The sequence below is a fragment of the Kitasatospora sp. NPDC093558 genome, from assembly GCF_040683475.1.
In the GTDB taxonomy this organism is placed as follows: Bacteria; Actinomycetota; Actinomycetes; order Streptomycetales; family Streptomycetaceae; genus Kitasatospora.
Genome location: NZ_JBFBDY010000124.1, coordinates 1 through 16,112, shown reverse-complemented (window position 1 = coordinate 16,112; position 16,112 = coordinate 1). Strand labels below are relative to the sequence as shown.

The 16,112-nt window shown below is 73.2% G+C and carries 13 protein-coding genes and 1 tRNA gene; 5 read left to right on the top strand and 9 right to left on the bottom strand.

The features are described 5' to 3' along the window. Positions 1-141: 141 nt before the first annotated feature. Entirely contained in the window at positions 142-1,617 is a 1,476-nt protein-coding gene (locus AB0O00_RS15170) for a catalase (RefSeq protein ID WP_363651842.1), read from the bottom strand. A 108-nt stretch (positions 1,618-1,725) separates the two neighbouring features. Here AB0O00_RS15170 and AB0O00_RS15165 point away from each other — a divergent pair, with 108 nt between their 5' ends. Next, positions 1,726-2,151: a Fur family transcriptional regulator gene (locus AB0O00_RS15165; RefSeq protein ID WP_363651841.1), complete on the top strand. Its 426-nt coding sequence runs from the start codon at positions 1,726-1,728 to the stop codon at positions 2,149-2,151. 15 nt (positions 2,152-2,166) lie between these two features. On the opposite strand, the gene AB0O00_RS15160 is transcribed toward AB0O00_RS15165, so the two are convergent. The 3 genes from AB0O00_RS15160 to AB0O00_RS15150 form a co-directional block, all read right to left on the bottom strand. After that, positions 2,167-4,140: a tetratricopeptide repeat protein gene (locus AB0O00_RS15160; protein ID WP_363651839.1), complete on the bottom strand. Its 1,974-nt coding sequence runs from the start codon at positions 4,138-4,140 to the stop codon at positions 2,167-2,169. A 358-nt stretch (positions 4,141-4,498) separates the two neighbouring features. Then, positions 4,499-4,572, bottom strand: a tRNA-Met gene (locus tag AB0O00_RS15155). A gap of 80 nt (positions 4,573-4,652) precedes the next feature. After that, complete coding sequence (locus AB0O00_RS15150; protein ID WP_363651837.1) at positions 4,653-7,613, bottom strand: UPF0182 family protein; 2,961 nt, start codon at positions 7,611-7,613, stop codon at positions 4,653-4,655. A gap of 175 nt (positions 7,614-7,788) precedes the next feature. Between AB0O00_RS15150 and AB0O00_RS15145 the strand changes: the two genes are divergently transcribed. Next, the gene (locus tag AB0O00_RS15145; protein ID WP_363651835.1) at positions 7,789-8,364 is read left to right on the top strand and encodes a PPA1309 family protein; all 576 of its coding nucleotides are present in this window, start codon (positions 7,789-7,791) and stop codon (positions 8,362-8,364) included. Between the two features lie 27 nt (positions 8,365-8,391). Here the strand turns inward: AB0O00_RS15145 and AB0O00_RS15140 are convergent, their stop codons facing one another. From AB0O00_RS15140 to AB0O00_RS15125, 4 genes are all read right to left on the bottom strand, one after another. Next, on the bottom strand, positions 8,392-9,507 hold the full coding sequence (locus AB0O00_RS15140) for a PDZ domain-containing protein (protein WP_363651833.1): 1,116 nt from the start codon (positions 9,505-9,507) through the stop codon (positions 8,392-8,394). Positions 9,508-9,549: 42 nt separating this feature from the next. Next, positions 9,550-9,723, bottom strand: a complete 174-nt coding sequence (locus AB0O00_RS15135) for a hypothetical protein (protein WP_363651831.1) — start codon at positions 9,721-9,723, stop codon at positions 9,550-9,552. A gap of 205 nt (positions 9,724-9,928) precedes the next feature. After that, positions 9,929-10,369, bottom strand: coding sequence for a molybdenum cofactor biosynthesis protein MoaE (locus AB0O00_RS15130; protein ID WP_363651829.1), 441 nt, complete (start codon positions 10,367-10,369; stop codon positions 9,929-9,931). Between the two features lie 117 nt (positions 10,370-10,486). Then, complete coding sequence (locus tag AB0O00_RS15125; protein ID WP_363651845.1) at positions 10,487-11,530, bottom strand: NAD-dependent epimerase/dehydratase family protein; 1,044 nt, start codon at positions 11,528-11,530, stop codon at positions 10,487-10,489. 304 nt (positions 11,531-11,834) lie between these two features. Between AB0O00_RS15125 and AB0O00_RS15120 the strand changes: the two genes are divergently transcribed. Further along, the gene (locus tag AB0O00_RS15120; RefSeq protein WP_363651827.1) at positions 11,835-13,376 is read left to right on the top strand and encodes a zinc-dependent metalloprotease; all 1,542 of its coding nucleotides are present in this window, start codon (positions 11,835-11,837) and stop codon (positions 13,374-13,376) included. Then, positions 13,373-13,960: an NUDIX hydrolase gene (locus AB0O00_RS15115; protein WP_363651826.1), complete on the top strand. Its 588-nt coding sequence runs from the start codon at positions 13,373-13,375 to the stop codon at positions 13,958-13,960. The genes AB0O00_RS15120 and AB0O00_RS15115 overlap by 4 nt, the downstream gene beginning before the upstream one ends. 117 nt (positions 13,961-14,077) lie before the next feature. Here AB0O00_RS15115 and AB0O00_RS15110 read toward each other — a convergent pair whose 3' ends face one another. Further along, on the bottom strand, positions 14,078-14,743 hold the full coding sequence (locus AB0O00_RS15110; RefSeq protein WP_363651844.1) for a M48 family metallopeptidase: 666 nt from the start codon (positions 14,741-14,743) through the stop codon (positions 14,078-14,080). Positions 14,744-15,067: 324 nt separating this feature from the next. On the opposite strand from AB0O00_RS15110, the gene AB0O00_RS15105 reads away from it, so the two are divergent. Beyond that, a partial coding sequence (locus tag AB0O00_RS15105; protein WP_363651824.1) for a ThiF family adenylyltransferase occupies positions 15,068-16,112 on the top strand: 1,045 nt, incomplete at its 3' end.

Sequence of the window (16,112 nt, the reverse complement as noted above, 5' to 3'; positions counted from 1 at the left end):
GGCCTCCTGCACGAGGAGACGCGGCGCCGGCTGCGCTTCTGACCCGTCCCCGCATATGGTGGCGGGCCCCCCGACCTGTGGGAGCTGGTCGAGGGGCCCGCTGCTCTGTGACCTCCGGTTCGGGGGCCGTCCGGGACGCGCCTACTTCTTGCGCAGCTCCCGGACGGCCGTCTCCAGCCGGTGCCCGTAATCGGCGTCGGCCTTGCGGAAGTTGTCGACCGCGCGCTCCACGATGTCCTCGCGGTCCTCGGAGACCTTGGCGATGAAGCCGGCCAGGCCCGCGATCAGGCGCTGCTTCTCGTCCTCGGAGTAGAGGCGGTAGAGGTTGCCGGCCTGCACGAAGTCGTCGTCCTCGGCGTGCGAGGGCGCCGCGTGGTTGCCGGTCGCGCCGGTGACGGCGGTCGCGGCCCACAGCGGACGGCCGGTCTCGACCGGGCCGCCGAAGCTGTTCGGCTCGTAGTTCTTCTGGCGGCCGTGGCGGCCGTCGTACAGGTGGCCGTCGCGGCTGTTGGTGCGCGCGGTGGTGGCGTGCGGGCGGTTCACCGGCAGGTGGTCGGCGTTGATGCCGACGCGGTAGCGGTGGGCGTCCGCGTACGCGAACAGGCGGCCCTGGAGCATCTTGTCGGGCGACGGGCCGATGCCGGGCACGAAGTGGCCCGGGGAGAAGATCGACTGCTCGACCTCGGCGAAGACGTTGTCGGGGTTGCGGTTGAGCTCCAGCTTGCCGATCTCGACCGGCGGGTAGTCCGCGTGCGGCCACACCTTGGTCAGGTCGAAGGGGTTGAAGCGGTAGTTCGCCGCGTCGGCCGCCGGCATGATCTGGACCTGCACGGTCCAGCTCGGGAACTCGCCGCGCTCGATGGCCTCGCGCAGGTCGCGCTGGTGGCTGTCCGGGTCCTCGCCGGCGAGGCGGTTGGCCTCGTCCTGGGTGAGGTTGCGGATGCCCTGGTCGGTCTTGAAGTGGTACTTGACCCAGAAGTGCTCGCCGGCCTCGTTCTGCCACTGGAAGGTGTGCGAGCCGTAGCCGTTGAGGTGGCGGTAGGAGGCGGGGATGCCGCGGTCGCCGAACAGCCAGGTCACCTGGTGGGTCGATTCGGGCGACAGGCCCCAGAAGTCCCAGACGTTGTCCGCCTCCTGCGAGCCGGTGTACGGGTCGCGCTTCTGGGTGTGGATGAAGTCGGGGAACTTGGTCGCGTCCTTGATGAAGAACACGGGGGTGTTGTTGCCGACGAGGTCGTAGTTGCCCTCCTCGGTGTAGAACTTCAGCGCGAAGCCGCGCGGGTCGCGCACCGCGTCGGCGGAGCCGAGGTTGCCCGCGACGGTGGAGAAGCGCAGGAAGACCTCGGTCTGCTTGCCGATCTCGGCGAGGAAGCCGGCCCGGGTGTAGGGCGTCACGTCGGCCGTGACCGTGAACGTGCCGTAGGCCGCGGCGCCGCGGGCGTGCACCACGCGCTCCGGGATCCGCTCGCGGTTGAAGTGCGCGAGCTTCTCGAACAGCTGCTGGTCCTGGATGAGCGCCGGGCCGCCGACACCCGCCGTCTCGGTGTTCTGGTTGTCGGCGACGGGGGCGCCGGCCTCCGTCGTGAGGGTGGGGCGCAGCTCGTCCTGGGTCGTCATGTGAGAAGCCTCCGCGTGATCCGGTCGTGGTGACGACTCGATCCTAACTTGGACTTTGTCCAAGTCAATACTGGCACCAATCTCAGAGCGTGACTTACTCTGGTGCGCATGAGTGACCTGCTGGAACGACTTCGCGGACGTGGGTGGCGCCTGACCTCGCAGCGCCGGGTCGTGGCCGAGGTCCTCGACGGCGAGCACGTCCACCTCACCGCCGACGAGGTGCACGCCCGCGCCGCGCGCCACCTGCCCGAGATCAGCCGCGCGACCGTCTACAACACGCTCGGCGAACTCGTCGCCCTCGGCGAGGTCCTGGAGGTCGCCACCGACGGGCGCGCCAAGCGCTACGACCCCAACGCCCGCCACGCCCACCAGCACCTGGTCTGCTCGGGCTGCGGCGCGATCCGCGACGTCCACCCGCACGGCGACCCGCTCGCCGCGCTGCCCGCCACCGAGCGCTTCGGCTTCGTCCTGTCCCGCGCCGAGATCACCTACCGCGGGCTCTGTCCGGACTGTACGGACGCACCGGCCCCCTGAGCGGCCCGCTCAGCGCTACGCGCTCAGCTCCGCGTGCAGCGCCCCCAGCAGACGCCCCGCCCGCTCCGCCACCTCGGCCGGACCGTAGTCGGCCGCCCGGCGGCACCAGTTCTCCGCCTGCACCGGCTCCCCCCGGCGCAGCGCCAGCAGCGCGAGGCGCAGCGCCGCCCGTCCGTGCCCGGCGTCCGCCGCCCGGGTGTACCAGAGCATCGCCTCGGCCTCGCTGTCCTGCCGGGCCAGCAGCAGCCCCAGGTTGAACGCCGCACTGCGGCTCCCGGCCTCCGCCGCCCGCCGGTACCAGCTCTCGGCGATCTCCAGCGCACCGCGCTCGGCCGCCCGCACGCCCATCCGCACCTGCGCCCGCCGGTGCCCGGCGTCCGCCGCGACCGCGTACCAGTGCTCGGCCTCCGCGTCCGCGTCGCCCCGCCGGTCCAGCACCGACGCGAGGCGGAACGCGCCCTCCGCCGAACCGCCCGCCGCCGCCTGCCGGTAGCGCTCCAGCGCGCCCGCCAGGTTGCCGCGCTGCTCCTGGACGACCGCCAGCTGCAGCGCCGCCTCGCCGTGGCCCTCGGCCGCGGCGCGCGCGTACCACTCCTGCGCCTGCCGGTGCTCGCCGCGCCCGGCGTGCAGCACGCCGAGGTTGAACGCGCCGTCGACGCTGCCGGCCTCGGCCGCCTTGGAGAACCACGGCTCGGCGCCGGACTCGTCGCCGCGCTGGAGCAGCACCACGGCCAGCGCGTTGCACGCCTCGCGGTGCCCGGCGTACGCGGCCCGGCGGTACCACTGCTCGGCCTGCTTCTCCCGGCCGGTGCCGGCGCACAGCAGCCCGAGGTTGAAGGCGCCGTTGTGGTCGCCGGCCTCCAGCGCGCAGCGGTACCAGTGCTCGGCCTCCTTGGCCTCGCCGCGGCTCGCGTGCAGCGCGCCGAGCGCGTTTGCGGCGTTGCCGTCGCCGGCCTCGGCGGCCTCCTGCCACCACTCGGCGGCGGCCGCGACGTCCCCGGAGTCGCGCAGCAGGAAGCCGAGCGCGCACGCGGCCCGGGGCTCGCCGTTCTGCGCGGACTGCCGGTACCAGCGGGCGGCCTCGTCCAGCAGCGCCTGGTCGGCCCCGGCGCGCTCCTCCAGCAGCACGCCGAGGCGCAGCGCGGCCCGGGCGTGGCTGCGGGCGGCGGCGGTGCGGTACCAGGTCTCGGCGGTGTCCTTGTCGCCGGCGGCCTCGCGCATCCGGGCCAGCCGGTAGGCGGCCTCGCGGTGGCCGGCGTCGGCGGACACCTTGAACCAGCGCTCGGCGCGGACGTCGCGCCGGTGCTCCATCAGGTCGCCGAGCGCGTAGGCGCCGAGGGGGTGGCCGTGGTCGGCGGCGAAGTGCAGCCAGTACTCGGCGGCCTCCTCCTCGCCCTGGTCGCGCAGCTGGAGCCCGAGCGCGTGGGCGGCGGGGGCGCTGCCGGCGACGGCGGCCTGGCGCCACCACTGGGCGGCCTCGGCGCGGTGGCCCTGCTGGTGCAGCAGCACGCCCAGGTTGTTGGAGGCGGCGCGGACCCCGGCGGCCGCGGCGGTGCGCAGGAACGGCTCGGCGTCCTCCAGTTCGCCGCGGCGCAGCAGCAGCGTGCCGAGCCGGGAGGCGGCGTCCGGGTCGCCCTCCTCGGCGGCGCGGCGGTGCCTGGCCTCCAGCGCGGCCTGCTCGCGGGCGGCCAGCGCGGTCTCGAAGCTGGTGGTGTCCAGGCCCGCGGGGTCGAGGGCGCCGCCGTGGGCGCCGGCCGGGCCCTCGGCGGGTTCGCCGTACGGGCCGACGGCGGAGGTGAACTGACGGGTGGGCACGTGGACGAGGCTGTCGGGGCCGCAGCCGGCCGCGGGGCGGCGCTCGGCGAGGCCGCCGGTGCGCTGGGCGGGCAGGGCGCCGGGACGGCTCTCGGGGCTCTCCGCCCAGGCGTCGGTGTCCGCCTCGGTGGCCGCGGACCTGGCGCCTGGCCCGTTCTTGCCGATCAGCCTCATCCGGACTCCCGCTCCCCCAGAGTGTCGCGGCATCCTCCCCCAGCCACCGGCCGGGGGGTCCTCCAGGGGAAGCGCCGGACCCGACGGCTGGTCAGCAGCCGTGCACCGTCCCCCATGTGTCCCATCGTCGCACCACCCGCAACCCGCGTACACCTGCCCCGGCCGAATTCGGGCGGGGCAGCCCCGAAGCCGACGAAATTGCTTCGGCGCTTTGTCGATTTCCCGACACATCAACCCCACAAACCCGGTGCCGTCATCGTTGGCGACGGTCGATAGTACCGGAGCGGTCCCGGCCGCTTCCGGGCGAAAACGCCAGAGGCCCGGAGGACGAATCCTCCGGGCCTCTGTCACTACTGAGTAGCGGGGACAGGATTTGAACCTGCGACCTCTGGGTTATGAGCCCAGCGAGCTACCGAGCTGCTCCACCCCGCGTCGGTGACTCAACAGTAGCACGGACGCGGGGCGGAACCGAAATCGGTTGCCGCAGCTCAGCGGCTCAGCGCCTCAGCGGCTCACGGCTTCGGGCTCGGTGAGCCGCCCGGCGTCGCGGCCGGGCTCCCGCCCGGGGCCGGCGCCGCGGCGCCGCCGCGGGCCGCGTCGGCGGCCTTCAGCGCGTCGCCCAGCGCCTTCTGCGCGTTGCCGTACGCCACCCAGTCGCCGTTCTTGAACGCCGCCTGGCTGTCGTTGTACGCCTTCTCCGCGTCCGACAGCGCCTTCTGCAGCTCCGGCGAGATCGTCCCGCCCGGCGCCGGCGTGGGCGTCGACGGGCTCGTCGGCGTGCCCGGGTTCGCCGGCTGGCCCGGCGTGCTCGGCGCCGTCGGCGTCGTCGCCGGCGCGGCTCCCGCGAACACCTTGCGCAGCGCCTCCTCCAGCGTGTTCTCGAACGCCACGTTGTCGTTCCCGTACACCACCAGGACCTTCTGCAGCGTCGGGTACTTGGCGCCGCGCCCGCGCACGTACACCGGCTCGACGTTGAGCAGCCCGCCGCCGACCGGCAGCGTCAGCAGGTTCCCGTACTCCAGGTCCGAGTCGCCGCCGCTCTTCAGCAGCGTGATCTGCTGGGCCACCTCAGGGCGGGAGTTGAACTGCGACTGCACCAGGTTCGGGCCGAGCGTCTTGCTGTCCCCCGGCACCTTGAGGATGCGGATCTTCCCGTAGTCCGGTCCGGGATCGGCGTCGACCGCCATGAACGCCGCCAGGTTGTCGCGGCCGTTGGGCACGAACGTCGTCGTCAGCGAGAAGCTCGCCGCCGTGACCTCCGGGTCGGGCATCCGCAGCGTCAGGTAGTACGGCGGCTGCACCTGCTTGGTGTCGCTCGTCGGGTCCACCGGGACCTGCCAGATGTCACTGCCGTTGAAGAACGAGTTGGCGTCCGTCACGTGGTACTGGCCGAGCAGGTCGCGCTGCACCTTGAACATGTCCTGCGGGTAGCGCAGGTGCGGCAGCAGCGACGCCGGGATGTCCGCCTTCGGCCCGACCGTGTCCGGGAACGCCTTCATCCACGTCTTCAGCACCGGGTCGTTCTCGTCCCACTGGTAGAGCCTCACCTCGCCGGTGTACGCGTCGACCGTGGCCTTGACCGAGTTGCGGATGTAGTTGACCTGGTTGGCGACCGTCAGCAGCTCGCCGCGCTGGTTGGTCAGCGAGTCCTTCGTCGCCGTGCCCAGCGTCGTCTTCGACGCGAACGGGTAGCCGTTGGACGTCGTATAGCCGTCCAGCACCCACACCACCCGGCCGTCCTGCACCACCGGGTACGGGTCGGCGTCGATCGACAGCCACGGCGCGACCTTCTCCACCCGCTCCTTCGGCGTCCGGTTGTAGATCACCTTCGCGCCGTCGGTGATCGCCCCCGCGTACAGGATCTGCGGCTCCGCGAAGCGCACCGCGTACGCGGCCCGGGTCAGCGGGTTGTCCAGCGAGACGCCGCTGCTGCCGGTGTACCGGTACTGCTTGTTCTCGCCGGTCTCGGTCGTGTAGTCGATCTCCTGGTTCGAGCCGCCGACGATCGAGTACGTCGTCGTCTTCTCGCCGTAGTAGATCCGCTGCTCGTAGTCGCCGAGCGCCCCGGTCGCCGGCAGGCCCGACTCGGTGAACACCGGCTGGCCCTTGTCGTTGACCTGGTTGCCCTTGGCGACCACCGCGCCGTAGCCGTGCGTGTACTTGAAGTGGTCGTTGATCCAGTTGCGCTGCACGCCGTTCAGGTCCAGCTCGCGCAGGCCGATCACGGTGTCCTGCTTGTCCGCGCCCGCGCCGTAGCGGTCCACGTCCAGCGTGTTCGGGAACGCGTAGTAGTTGCGCTGCTGCTCGATCGACTGGAACGTCGGCGACACGATGTTCGGGTCCAGCAGACGGATGTCCGCGATCGTCTGCGCGTCCGGCTTCAGCGCCTCCGCCGTCGTCGACCCCTGCGGGTTGTACTGCGACGTCTGCGCGTCGGCGATCCCGTACGCCCGCCGCGTCGCGTCGATGTTCTTCTGGATGTACGGCGTCTCCTTGGCCTGCTCGTTCGGCTTGACCTGGAACTGCTGCACGATCGCCGGGTACACCCCGCCGATCAGCACCGCCGACAGCACCATCAGCCCCAGACCGATCAGCGCCGGCGCCCACGTGCGCCGGATCGGCGTCAGGAAGAACAGCACCGCGCAGATGATCGCCACGAAGAACAGGATCGTCTTCGCCGGCAGGAACGCGTTCGCGTCCACGTACCGCAGGCCCGTCCAGCCCGAAACACCCTTGTACGAGCCGGTCTTGACCGCCAGCGCGTACCGGTCCAGCCAGTACGCCACCGCCTTCAGCAGCACGAACACGCCCAGCAGCACCGCCAGGTGCCCCTGCGCCCCCGCACTCGCCCGCCGGCCGGGCCCCTGCAGCCGCAGCCCCCCGTACAGGTAGTGCACCAGCACCGACGTCAGCAGCGACACGATCACCGCGCTGAACGCGAAACCCAGCACGAACTCGTAGAACGGCAGGTCGAACGCGTAGAACGACACGTCCATGCCGAACTGCGCGTCCTTCTCCCCGAACGGCGTCGCGTTCGTCCACATCAGCCACGTGCGCCACTGCCCGGACGCCGCCGCACCCGCCACCAGGCCGATCACCAGCGACACGCCGATCAGCACCCAGCGCTTGAACGGCGCCAGCCCCGCCCGGTACCGGTCCAGGCTCTGCTGCTCCACCGACATCGCCGACAGCGGCGGGCGCAGCCGGTGCGCCAGCCACACGTTGAAGCCGACGATCACCGCCATCAGCAGCCCGAACACCGCGAACAGGCCGACCTTCGTCCACAGCTGGGTGGTGAACACCGACGCGTAGTGGACCGACCTGAACCACAGCCAGTCCGTCCAGAACCCGGCGAACATGACGAACAGCAGGAACAGCACCGCGAGCACGCCCAGGGTCAGCAGGGCCACCCGCGCCCGCCGGGAGGGCGGGCCTACCCTGCGCCGGAAACCCGGCCCTGAGCGTTCCGGCATCTGGAATACCACGGTGGCACCTCAGCTGTGTCGTCTGGAGTCGGTCGGTCTTCAGAGCAACTTAACCAGGCTCGGGCCGAGTTCCCACCGTTAGCAGACGGTTACGACGCAGCTCCCCCGCACCACCGGCACCGCCCGGCGCGGCAGGCCCCACCCGGCGTGTGAGGATTGAGACATGTCCGACGCCACCACACCCCAGCCCGACTCCCCCGACGACGTCTCCACCCTCCCCGCGGCCACCCCCCTCACCCGCGCCGCCCTGGAGATCGACGAGTACGCCGCCACCCTCGGCTGGGACCTGCCCGCCCGCCTCTTCGCCCTCGTCGACAGCGCCGCCCTGCGCAAGGCCGACCCCCGGGTCGCCAAGCAGCTCGGCCTCACCGACGAGGACGCGGCCGGCCTCACCCCCGTCGAACAGGACGAGATCCCGGCCGGCACCCCCCTCGACAAGTTCCTCGGCACCATCGCCTGGCCCGACGCCGTCGCCGGCTGCGCCCTGGTCGTCGAGCGCCTCATGCTGCCGCCGGGCGCCGAGCAGAGCCGCCCGCGCAACGCCAGCGACGCCCAGCTCGCCGAGTGGGTGGCCAACCACCCCAAGCGCGAGGAGGTGCGCATCACCGCCGCGGTGCTGCGCGACGGCAAGAAGGAGATCGCGCTGCGGCTGCGCTCCAAGGACACCGCGCGCGAGGTCCTGACCGGCCCCGACCTGGTGCCCGGCCTGACCGAGGCGCTGCTGGCGACCTTCGCGTAGCCGCCCTCGGGCCTCAGGCCGGGCGGTTCACTTCACTGCGCAGGACGGCAGCGCGGAGGCCTGGCCGGAGCGAATCTGGTCCAGCGACTTCAGCGCGCCGTCCAGCGTGTCCGTCTTGACCAGGGTCAGCCCGGACGGGACGTTCTTGCTCGCCTCGGCGCAGTTGGCGGACGGGGTGAGGAAGTACTCGGCGCCGGCGTCCCGGGCGGCGATGATCTTCATCGATATCCCGCCGATCGGCCCGACCTTGCCGTCGTCGTCGATCGTGCCGGTGCCCGCGACGAACCTGCCGCCGGTGAGGTCGCCGCCCGGGGTCAGCTTGTCGATGATGCCGAGCGAGAACATCAGGCCGGCGCTCGGCCCGCCCACGTCCTGCAGGCCGATGTCGATCTGGAACGGGTAGGTGTGCCGGATCCCGGTGCCGATGCCGACCACCGCGAGGCCGGCGCGCTCGGCCGGCGCCTTCGGGTCGAGGTCCCTGGCCGCCACGGTCGGGACGGTGACGTCGGTGCGGGCCGCCGGGTCCGCGGCGCCGTTGCCCGCGGCGTCCTTGACCCGCGGGACGACGGTGAAGACCACCTGCTCGCCCGGCTTGTGCTTGGTGACGCCCGCGGCCACCTGGTCGGTCGTCGTCACCGCCGTGCCGTCGACGGCGACGATCTGGTCGCCCGCGTGCAGCCGGCCCTCGGCGGGCGCGCCCGCGGTGACCGTCTTGACGATCAGGTCGTTGCCGACCGGGATGCCCAGCTGCTTGAGCGCCGCCGTGCGGGCGCTGTCCTCGGAGGAGGCGAACTCCTCGGCGTTCTGCTTCTTCGCGTCCGCGTCCGTCTGCCCCTTCGGGTAGACGTTGTCGTGCGGCACCACCATCACGTCGTCGCGCAGCCACCCGATCACCGCGTTGACCAGGCTGGGCTCGTACTTGGCCCCGGTGACCTGCACGGTCGTCATGTTCAGGTGTCCGGTGGTCGGGTACGAGTCGTGCCCGGTGATGGTGATCACCGGCTTGCCCCCCTGCTGGCCGAGCGTGTTGTACGTCGGCCCCGGGCTCATCTCCGTGTACGGCACCTTCATCAGCACCGAGACGCAGAGCAGCGCTATGAGCAGCAGGGTGGCGGCGAGCATCGTCGCGGAGCGGCGTGGCATGCCACGACAGTACGGGACGCGGGTGACGCGGCGCCCCCCGGGCTACCGGGCGGACTGGTCGCCGGAACCGGCGGCGCCGGCGGTCGTGCGTTCCATCGCGGCCATGAAGCGCCGGTGCTCGGCGAGTGAGGCCGGGTCCCCCGTGGCCCTCGGCGCCCGCTGGGCCCAGCCGGCCCACACGGCGGCGAGCAGGACGGCGGCAACCGGAATGATCAACCAGGCGAGCGCACCCATGTCAGTACTCCCAGCTCGTCGTGTCTATGAGCAGATTAACCACTCCGGCGGACAACGCGATCACCGCCGTCCGGGTTACGGGAGCGCCGATCGGCTCACTGCCGGGGAGTATCCGGTGCCGCCGGCCGGACCCGTTCGGGTGAGGCCGCGGCGCGCCTGACGCTCCGCGCGCTGGGACTGTGCGGGTTCAGCAGCTGCCGGCGCCCACCCACTCCTCCTCGCCGTCGGTGAAGACCTGGTGCTTCCAGATCGGCACCTCGTGCTTGAGGTCGTCGATCAGCCGGCGGGCGGCGGCGAAGGCCTCGCCCCGGTGGGCGCAGGAGACCGCGACGATCACGGCCTTGTCGGTGATCTCCAGCCGGCCGATGCGGTGCACCGCGGCGAGCGCGCGGACCGGGAAGTCCGCGACGATCTTCTCGGCGATGCGGCGCATCTCCTGCTCGGCCGTGGGGTGGCAGCTGTACTCCAGCGCGGCCACCGACTTGCCGCCGTCGTGGTCACGGACCGTCCCGACGAAGACGGTCGTGCCGCCGGCCGCGTCGTCGCCCACCGCCTCGTACACCTCGTCCAGGGAGAGCGGGGTGTCGCGGACGGCGAGCAGGCGGATGGGGTCGTGGTTCTCGGACATGACCCCATGATTGCCCATCCCGGGTGGTCCCGGGCAAGGGGCTTCCGCATCACGATCCGGGAATTTCGCATCGTGAGAAGTCGCACCGCGCTCCGGGACGTCCCGTACGACACTCCGTCAGAAGCGGCGCCGCTTGCGCGCCCGCCGCACCAGCGCCGCCGTGCCCACCAGCGCCACCGTCGCCCCGGCCGCGCCCAGGCTGGTCGCCGCCTCCTTGCCGCCCAGGCGCCGCCCGGCCACCGCGTGCTTGCCCGCCACCTGCGCCAGCAGCTCCGCCAGCACTTGCTCGTTCGTCCAGGCCGGCCGCCAGCCCGCCTCGTGCAGCCGGCTGCCCGACACCACCCACGGGTACATCGTGTAGGCCAGGTCCCCGGCCGGCGCCGGGGTCAGCCCCAGGCGGTGCAGCCGGGCCGCGGTGCCGAGCGCCAGCGAGGCCGGCAGCTCCATGCGGCGGATGCCGGACAGCCGCTCCACGTCCTCCTGCTCCAGCCAGCCGTCGCAGCCGACCGTCACCTCGCCCTCGACCAGGCCGAGCGCCGCGTACTCCAGCGCCGTCGCCAGGTCGTCCACGTGGCAGAACTGCCAGCACGGCCGGGAACCGGCCACCACCAGCAGCCGGGGCGCCTCGAAGTGCCGGGTCAGCACCGTGTCCACGCCGGGTCCGACCACGACGGCCGGACGCAGCACCGTCACCTGCAGCCCCGGGTGGGCGCGCGGCGCCCGCCGGGCCAGGCGCTCGATCTCCAGGAGGTCCCCGACCAGCGAGGCCTCCTCCGTCGCGCGCAGCTCGGAGTCCTCGGCCAGCGGCACCTCATTGTCGGCGAGCGCGCCGTAGACCATCGCCGACGTGCACAGCACCACCCGGTGCACCCCGGCCGCCGCCGCGGCGGTCAGCACGGTCTGCGCGCCGCGCACGTTGTAGGCGCTGCGGGCACGCGGATCGGACTCCATGCCGAAGTCCATCGCCAGGTGCACCACCACGTCGACCCCGGCCAGCCGCTCGGCCACCGCCGGATCCCGCACGTCCAGCACCCGCCACTGCACGCCCGGCACGTCGCCGCGCCGGTCGTCCACCGCGAGGACCTTCTTCACGTGCGGCGAGGCCACCAGGCGGGCCGCGACCCGCTCACCGAGCACGCCCGCGGCCCCCGTGACGGCCACGACGACCGGCCGTCCGCCGTAGGCTGGAGGCGGCGACGCCGTGGTGTCCGGGGCGTCCTCGCCTCCGGTCAGCCCAGAGCGAACGTCCGAGGGCGGGGAACTCACCGGCCATCCTCCACGGTTAGCTTATGTGCGTACGTACGTGTGTCACGTACGTCCATCCTGCCCGAGGCGAAGGCCCCGCGGTGCACCCGGCGCGGGCCCGCCGCGCTGGAGCCGCTCGCGAGTCCCCACTCCGCCCCCGCCCCGGACCCGCAGACTTTCCCGCCACACCCGTATGACGGCCGACCGGATCGAGGACCCCGTGAGCGACCTTCCCTTCGGATTCGGCGTTCCGCCCGAGGAGCCCGAGGACGGCAAGGCCAAGCCCGACGACGAGCAGAAGAAGAAGGACCAGGGCGCCCAGAGCCCCGGCCAGAGCGGCCCCCAGCCCTTCGGCTTCGGCGGCGCCAACCCCTTCGGCGCGCTGTTCGGGATGCCCGGCGCCCCCGGCACCCCGGGCGCCCCCGGCGCGGGCGACAACCCGTTCGCGGCGATGTTCGGCGGCCTCGACCCCAACGACCTCGGCGCCGCGTTCCAGCAGCTCGGGCAGATGCTCTCGTTCGAGGGCGGCCCGGTGAACTGGGACCTCGCCAAGAACATCGCCCGCCAGACCGTCGTCGCCGAGCCCGCCGAGGGCAAGAGCAAGGACCGCTCGGTCAGCGCCACCGAGCACTCCGCCGTCGCCGAGGCCGTCCGCCTCGCCGACCTCTGGCTCGACGGCGCCACCGAGTTCCCCTCCGGCGCCGGCACCGCCGTCGCCTGGAGCCGCGCCGAATGGATCGAGGCCACCCTCCCGGTCTGGAAGGACCTCGTCGACCCCGTCGCCGAACGCGTCGGCACCGCCATGGGCGGCGTCCTGCCCGAGGAGATGCAGGCCATGGCCGGCCCGCTCATGGGCATGATGCGCTCCATGGGCGGCGCCATGTTCGGCACCCAGATCGGCCAGGCCCTCGGCGCCCTCGCCGCCGAGGTCGTCGGCTCCACCGACGTCGGCCTGCCCCTCGCCCCGGCCGGCAAGGCCGCCCTGCTGCCGCAGAACGTCGCCGAGTTCGGCGAGGGCCTCAGCGTCCCCGCCGAGGAGGTCCGCCTCTACCTCGCCCTGCGCGAAGCCGCCCACCAGCGCCTCTTCGCCCACGTGCCGTGGCTGCGCGCCCACCTGCTCGGCGCCGTCGAGGCCTACGCGCGCGGCATCAAGGTCGACACCTCCCGCATGGAGGAACTCGTCGGCCAGCTCGACCCCACCAACCCCGAAGCGCTCCAGGAAGCCCTCGCCGGCGGCCTCCTCCAGCCCGAGGACACCCCCGAGCAGAAGGCCGCCCTCGCCCGCCTGGAGACCGCGCTCGCCCTCGTCGAGGGCTGGGTCGACGCCGTCGTCCACACCGCCGCCGAACCCCACCTGCCCCAGGCCGGCGCCCTGCGCGAGACCGTCCGCCGCCGCCGCGCCGCCGGCGGCCCCGCCGAGCAGACCTTCGCCACCCTCGTCGGCCTCGAGCTGCGCCCGCGCCGCCTGCGCGACGCCGCCCGGCTCTGGGCGCTGCTCGCCGACGCGCGCGGCGTCGAGGGCCGCGACGCCCTCTGGGAGCACCCGGACATGCTGCCCACCGCCGCCGACCTCGACGACCCGGACGCCTTCGTGCACCGCGGCGCGGGCGGCGACCTGGAGGGCGGAATCGACTTCGACGCGCTCGACAAGCTGCTCGGCGAGGCCGCGGCCGGCGGCGCCACCGACCTGACGAAGGGCGAGGCCCCCAAGACCGCCCCCGAGCAGGACGACACCGACGGAAAGGGCGAGCCCACCGCATGACCGCCACCGACACGACGGCGCCCGCCCTGCACGCGGACGCCGTCGCCACCCTGACCCGGTGGCGGCCCGCCGACCAGGACCAGGAACAGCTGCGGCTGGACTACCTGGAGCACCTGGCCGCGCAGCCCGAGGGCCTGTACCGCTCCTGCCTGCCCGCCCACATCACCGCGAGCGCGGCCGTCGTCGACCCGGCGGCCGGGCGGGTCCTACTCACCCTGCACCCCAAGGTCGGCCTGTGGCTGCAGATGGGCGGCCACTGCGAGCCCGGCGACCCCGACCTCGCGTCGGCAGCGCTGCGCGAGGCCGTCGAGGAATCCGGCATCCCCGACCTCACCCTGCTCTCCGTCGACGGCAGCCCCGCCCCGGCCAAGCTCGACCGGCACCAGGTCCGCTGCACCGGCAAGGACCAGCCGGAGAACACCCACCTGGACGTCCAGTACATCGCGCTGGCCCCGGCCGGCGCGCAGGCCCTGATCAGCGAGGAATCGCTCGACCTGCGCTGGTTCGACTACGACCGCCTGCCCGAGCTGACCGACCACTCGGTGCGCGACCTCGTCGCGCGGGCGAGGCAGCTCACGAGCTGAGGTGCGACACACGGAAGGGGGCGCGGGCCGATGTGACCCGCGCCCCCTTCCGTCGTCCCGACGTTCGATTCCTCCGGCACCGCTGACACCGCGGCCCGCTGCGCCGCGCCCTGCCGATCAGCCGCACGAACGCGCCGGATCCGCCTCCGAGTCCGAACTCCGCGCCCCCGGAATGTGCGGCAGCCGCGCCGCCGACACCACACCCTCCAAATACCCGCGCGCCCGCTCCGTCCGCGGATAAGCCTCCAGCAACGCCCAGAACCCCGGACCGTGATCCGGCACCAGCAGGTGCGCCAGCTCGTGCAACAACACGTAGTCCAGCACGTACTCCGGCATGCCCTGCAGCCGGTGCGAAAGCCGGATCGTCCGCTCGCTCGGCGTGCACGAACCCCAGCGCGAGTTCTGGTTCGTCACCCAGCGGACCTGCGCCGGCTGCGCCCGGCCGTCCAGATAGGCGGCCGACAACTCGCGGGCCCGCGCCTCCAGCGCATCGTCCCCCGGAATCCGGCGGCTCTCCTGCGCGGCCAGCTTCTCCAGCATCTGCGCGACCCAGCGCTGCTCCTCCGCGTGCGACATCCGCGCCGGGATCAGGACGACGGTGCGATCGCCCTCGCGGTAGGCCGAGACGGTACGGCTGCGGCGGGCACTGCGGCGCACCTCGACCCGCGTGCGGTCGTGCGGCTCCGCGGGCTTGGGCGGGGACGGCTGGTGCTGCGCCTGGAGCTGCGGCTGCGCGGGCCTGGGCTGCTGGTCCGGGCGCCCGCGCGAGCTCGGCGCCGCCACTTGCGACCCGGACGCTGCACGGGCACGCCGACGCGACGCCGGTGGATGGGAGTCCCGCTCGGCTGCCATGGCACACGACGTTACCCGGTACCCCTGACAGAAGTCCGCTGTCATGGCCGAAATCTTTCGTGGAGTGATCGGGACCGAAAGCCCGACCAGGGGTGTCCGGAAACCGACGCCGGGGCCGATGCCCAGTTATCCACAAGGCCCGCGAACCGATGATGTGATCATGGGCCCGTCCCTGTGGATAACCCGACGCACGCCCTCCCCCCGATCGGGCAAGCTCCTCACAGCCGTCCGAAAACGACCGGAAAGGAGATCGCCGTGCGCCTCGCCCTCAAGCCCGCCCTGTCCCGCAGCTGGCGCGGCTCCGAGACCCTGCAGTTCGGGACCATCAGCCGCTACGCGGGGGTGGTCGAACACGCCGACAAGACCCTGTGCGACTTCCTGGGCCTGCTCGACGGCACGCGGGACCGGCCCGCGCTGCTGGCGGCCGGCGAGAAAGTCGGACTCGGCCGCGACCCGGCCGAGGCGCTGCTCGCCGAACTGGAGGAGGCCGGACTCCTCGACGACGCGGAGGCGTCCGAGGCCGCGCTCGCCCGGTTCCCGCAGCCGCACCGGGAGCTCCTCGGGCCGGACCTCGCCTCGCTCTCCCTGGTCCATTCCGGCCCGGGCGCGGCACCCGCGGTGCTGGCCCGGCGGGCGGACGCCCGGATCGAGGTCCGCGGCGCGGGGCGGGTGGGAGCCGCCGTGGCGGCGGTGCTCGCGGCGGCCGGGGCGGGGGCCGTCACGGTGAAGGACGGCGGCCGCGTCCGGCCCGGGGACTGCTCGCCCGCGGGAGTGCCGCCGTCGGACGTCGGGCGGCTGCGCATGACGGCCGCGAAGGAGGCGGTCCAACGGGCCTCGGGCCGGCGCCCGGCACCGGCGCCGCGGCGGGCCGCCGACGAGCCGCCCGATCTTGTGGTGCTCGCTCCGCGGGACGGCAGCGGGGCGTTCGCGGGCGGGGCGTACGAGGCGCGACAGTTGCTGCGGGCCGGGGTGCCGCACCTGTACGTGGGAGTGGTGGAGGAGTTCGGGGTGGTCGGGCCCCTGGTGGTGCCGGGGGTGTCGGCCTGCGGGCACTGCCTGGTGCTGCGGCGGGAGGACGAGGACGCGGCGTGGCCACGGGTGCTGGCCCAGCTCGCGGACGGAGGACCGGGGCGTGCGCGCACCCCGGCCTGCGACACCGCACTGGCCACGGCCGTGGCGGGCCTGGCGGCACTCCACGCCCAGGTGCTCCTGGACGGCGGCCGGCCGCCGAGCGTGAACGGGTGGTGCGAGATCTCGGCGACCGACGGCATGCCGCGCCGCATGCGGCTGCGGGGACACC

Bases quoted from the DNA above. Each gene is read 5' to 3' on its own strand.
- AB0O00_RS15170 (WP_363651842.1), bottom strand. From the start codon at position 1,617: ATGACGACCCAGGACGAGCTGCGCCCCACCCTCACGACGGAGGCCGGC.
- AB0O00_RS15165 (WP_363651841.1), top strand. From the start codon at position 1,726: ATGAGTGACCTGCTGGAACGACTTCGCGGACGTGGGTGGCGCCTGACC.
- AB0O00_RS15160 (WP_363651839.1), bottom strand. From the start codon at position 4,140: ATGAGGCTGATCGGCAAGAACGGGCCAGGCGCCAGGTCCGCGGCCACC.
- AB0O00_RS15150 (WP_363651837.1), bottom strand. From the start codon at position 7,613: ATGCCGGAACGCTCAGGGCCGGGTTTCCGGCGCAGGGTAGGCCCGCCC.
- AB0O00_RS15145 (WP_363651835.1), top strand. From the start codon at position 7,789: ATGTCCGACGCCACCACACCCCAGCCCGACTCCCCCGACGACGTCTCC.
- AB0O00_RS15140 (WP_363651833.1), bottom strand. From the start codon at position 9,507: ATGCCACGCCGCTCCGCGACGATGCTCGCCGCCACCCTGCTGCTCATA.
- AB0O00_RS15130 (WP_363651829.1), bottom strand. From the start codon at position 10,369: ATGTCCGAGAACCACGACCCCATCCGCCTGCTCGCCGTCCGCGACACC.
- AB0O00_RS15115 (WP_363651826.1), top strand. From the start codon at position 13,373: ATGACCGCCACCGACACGACGGCGCCCGCCCTGCACGCGGACGCCGTC.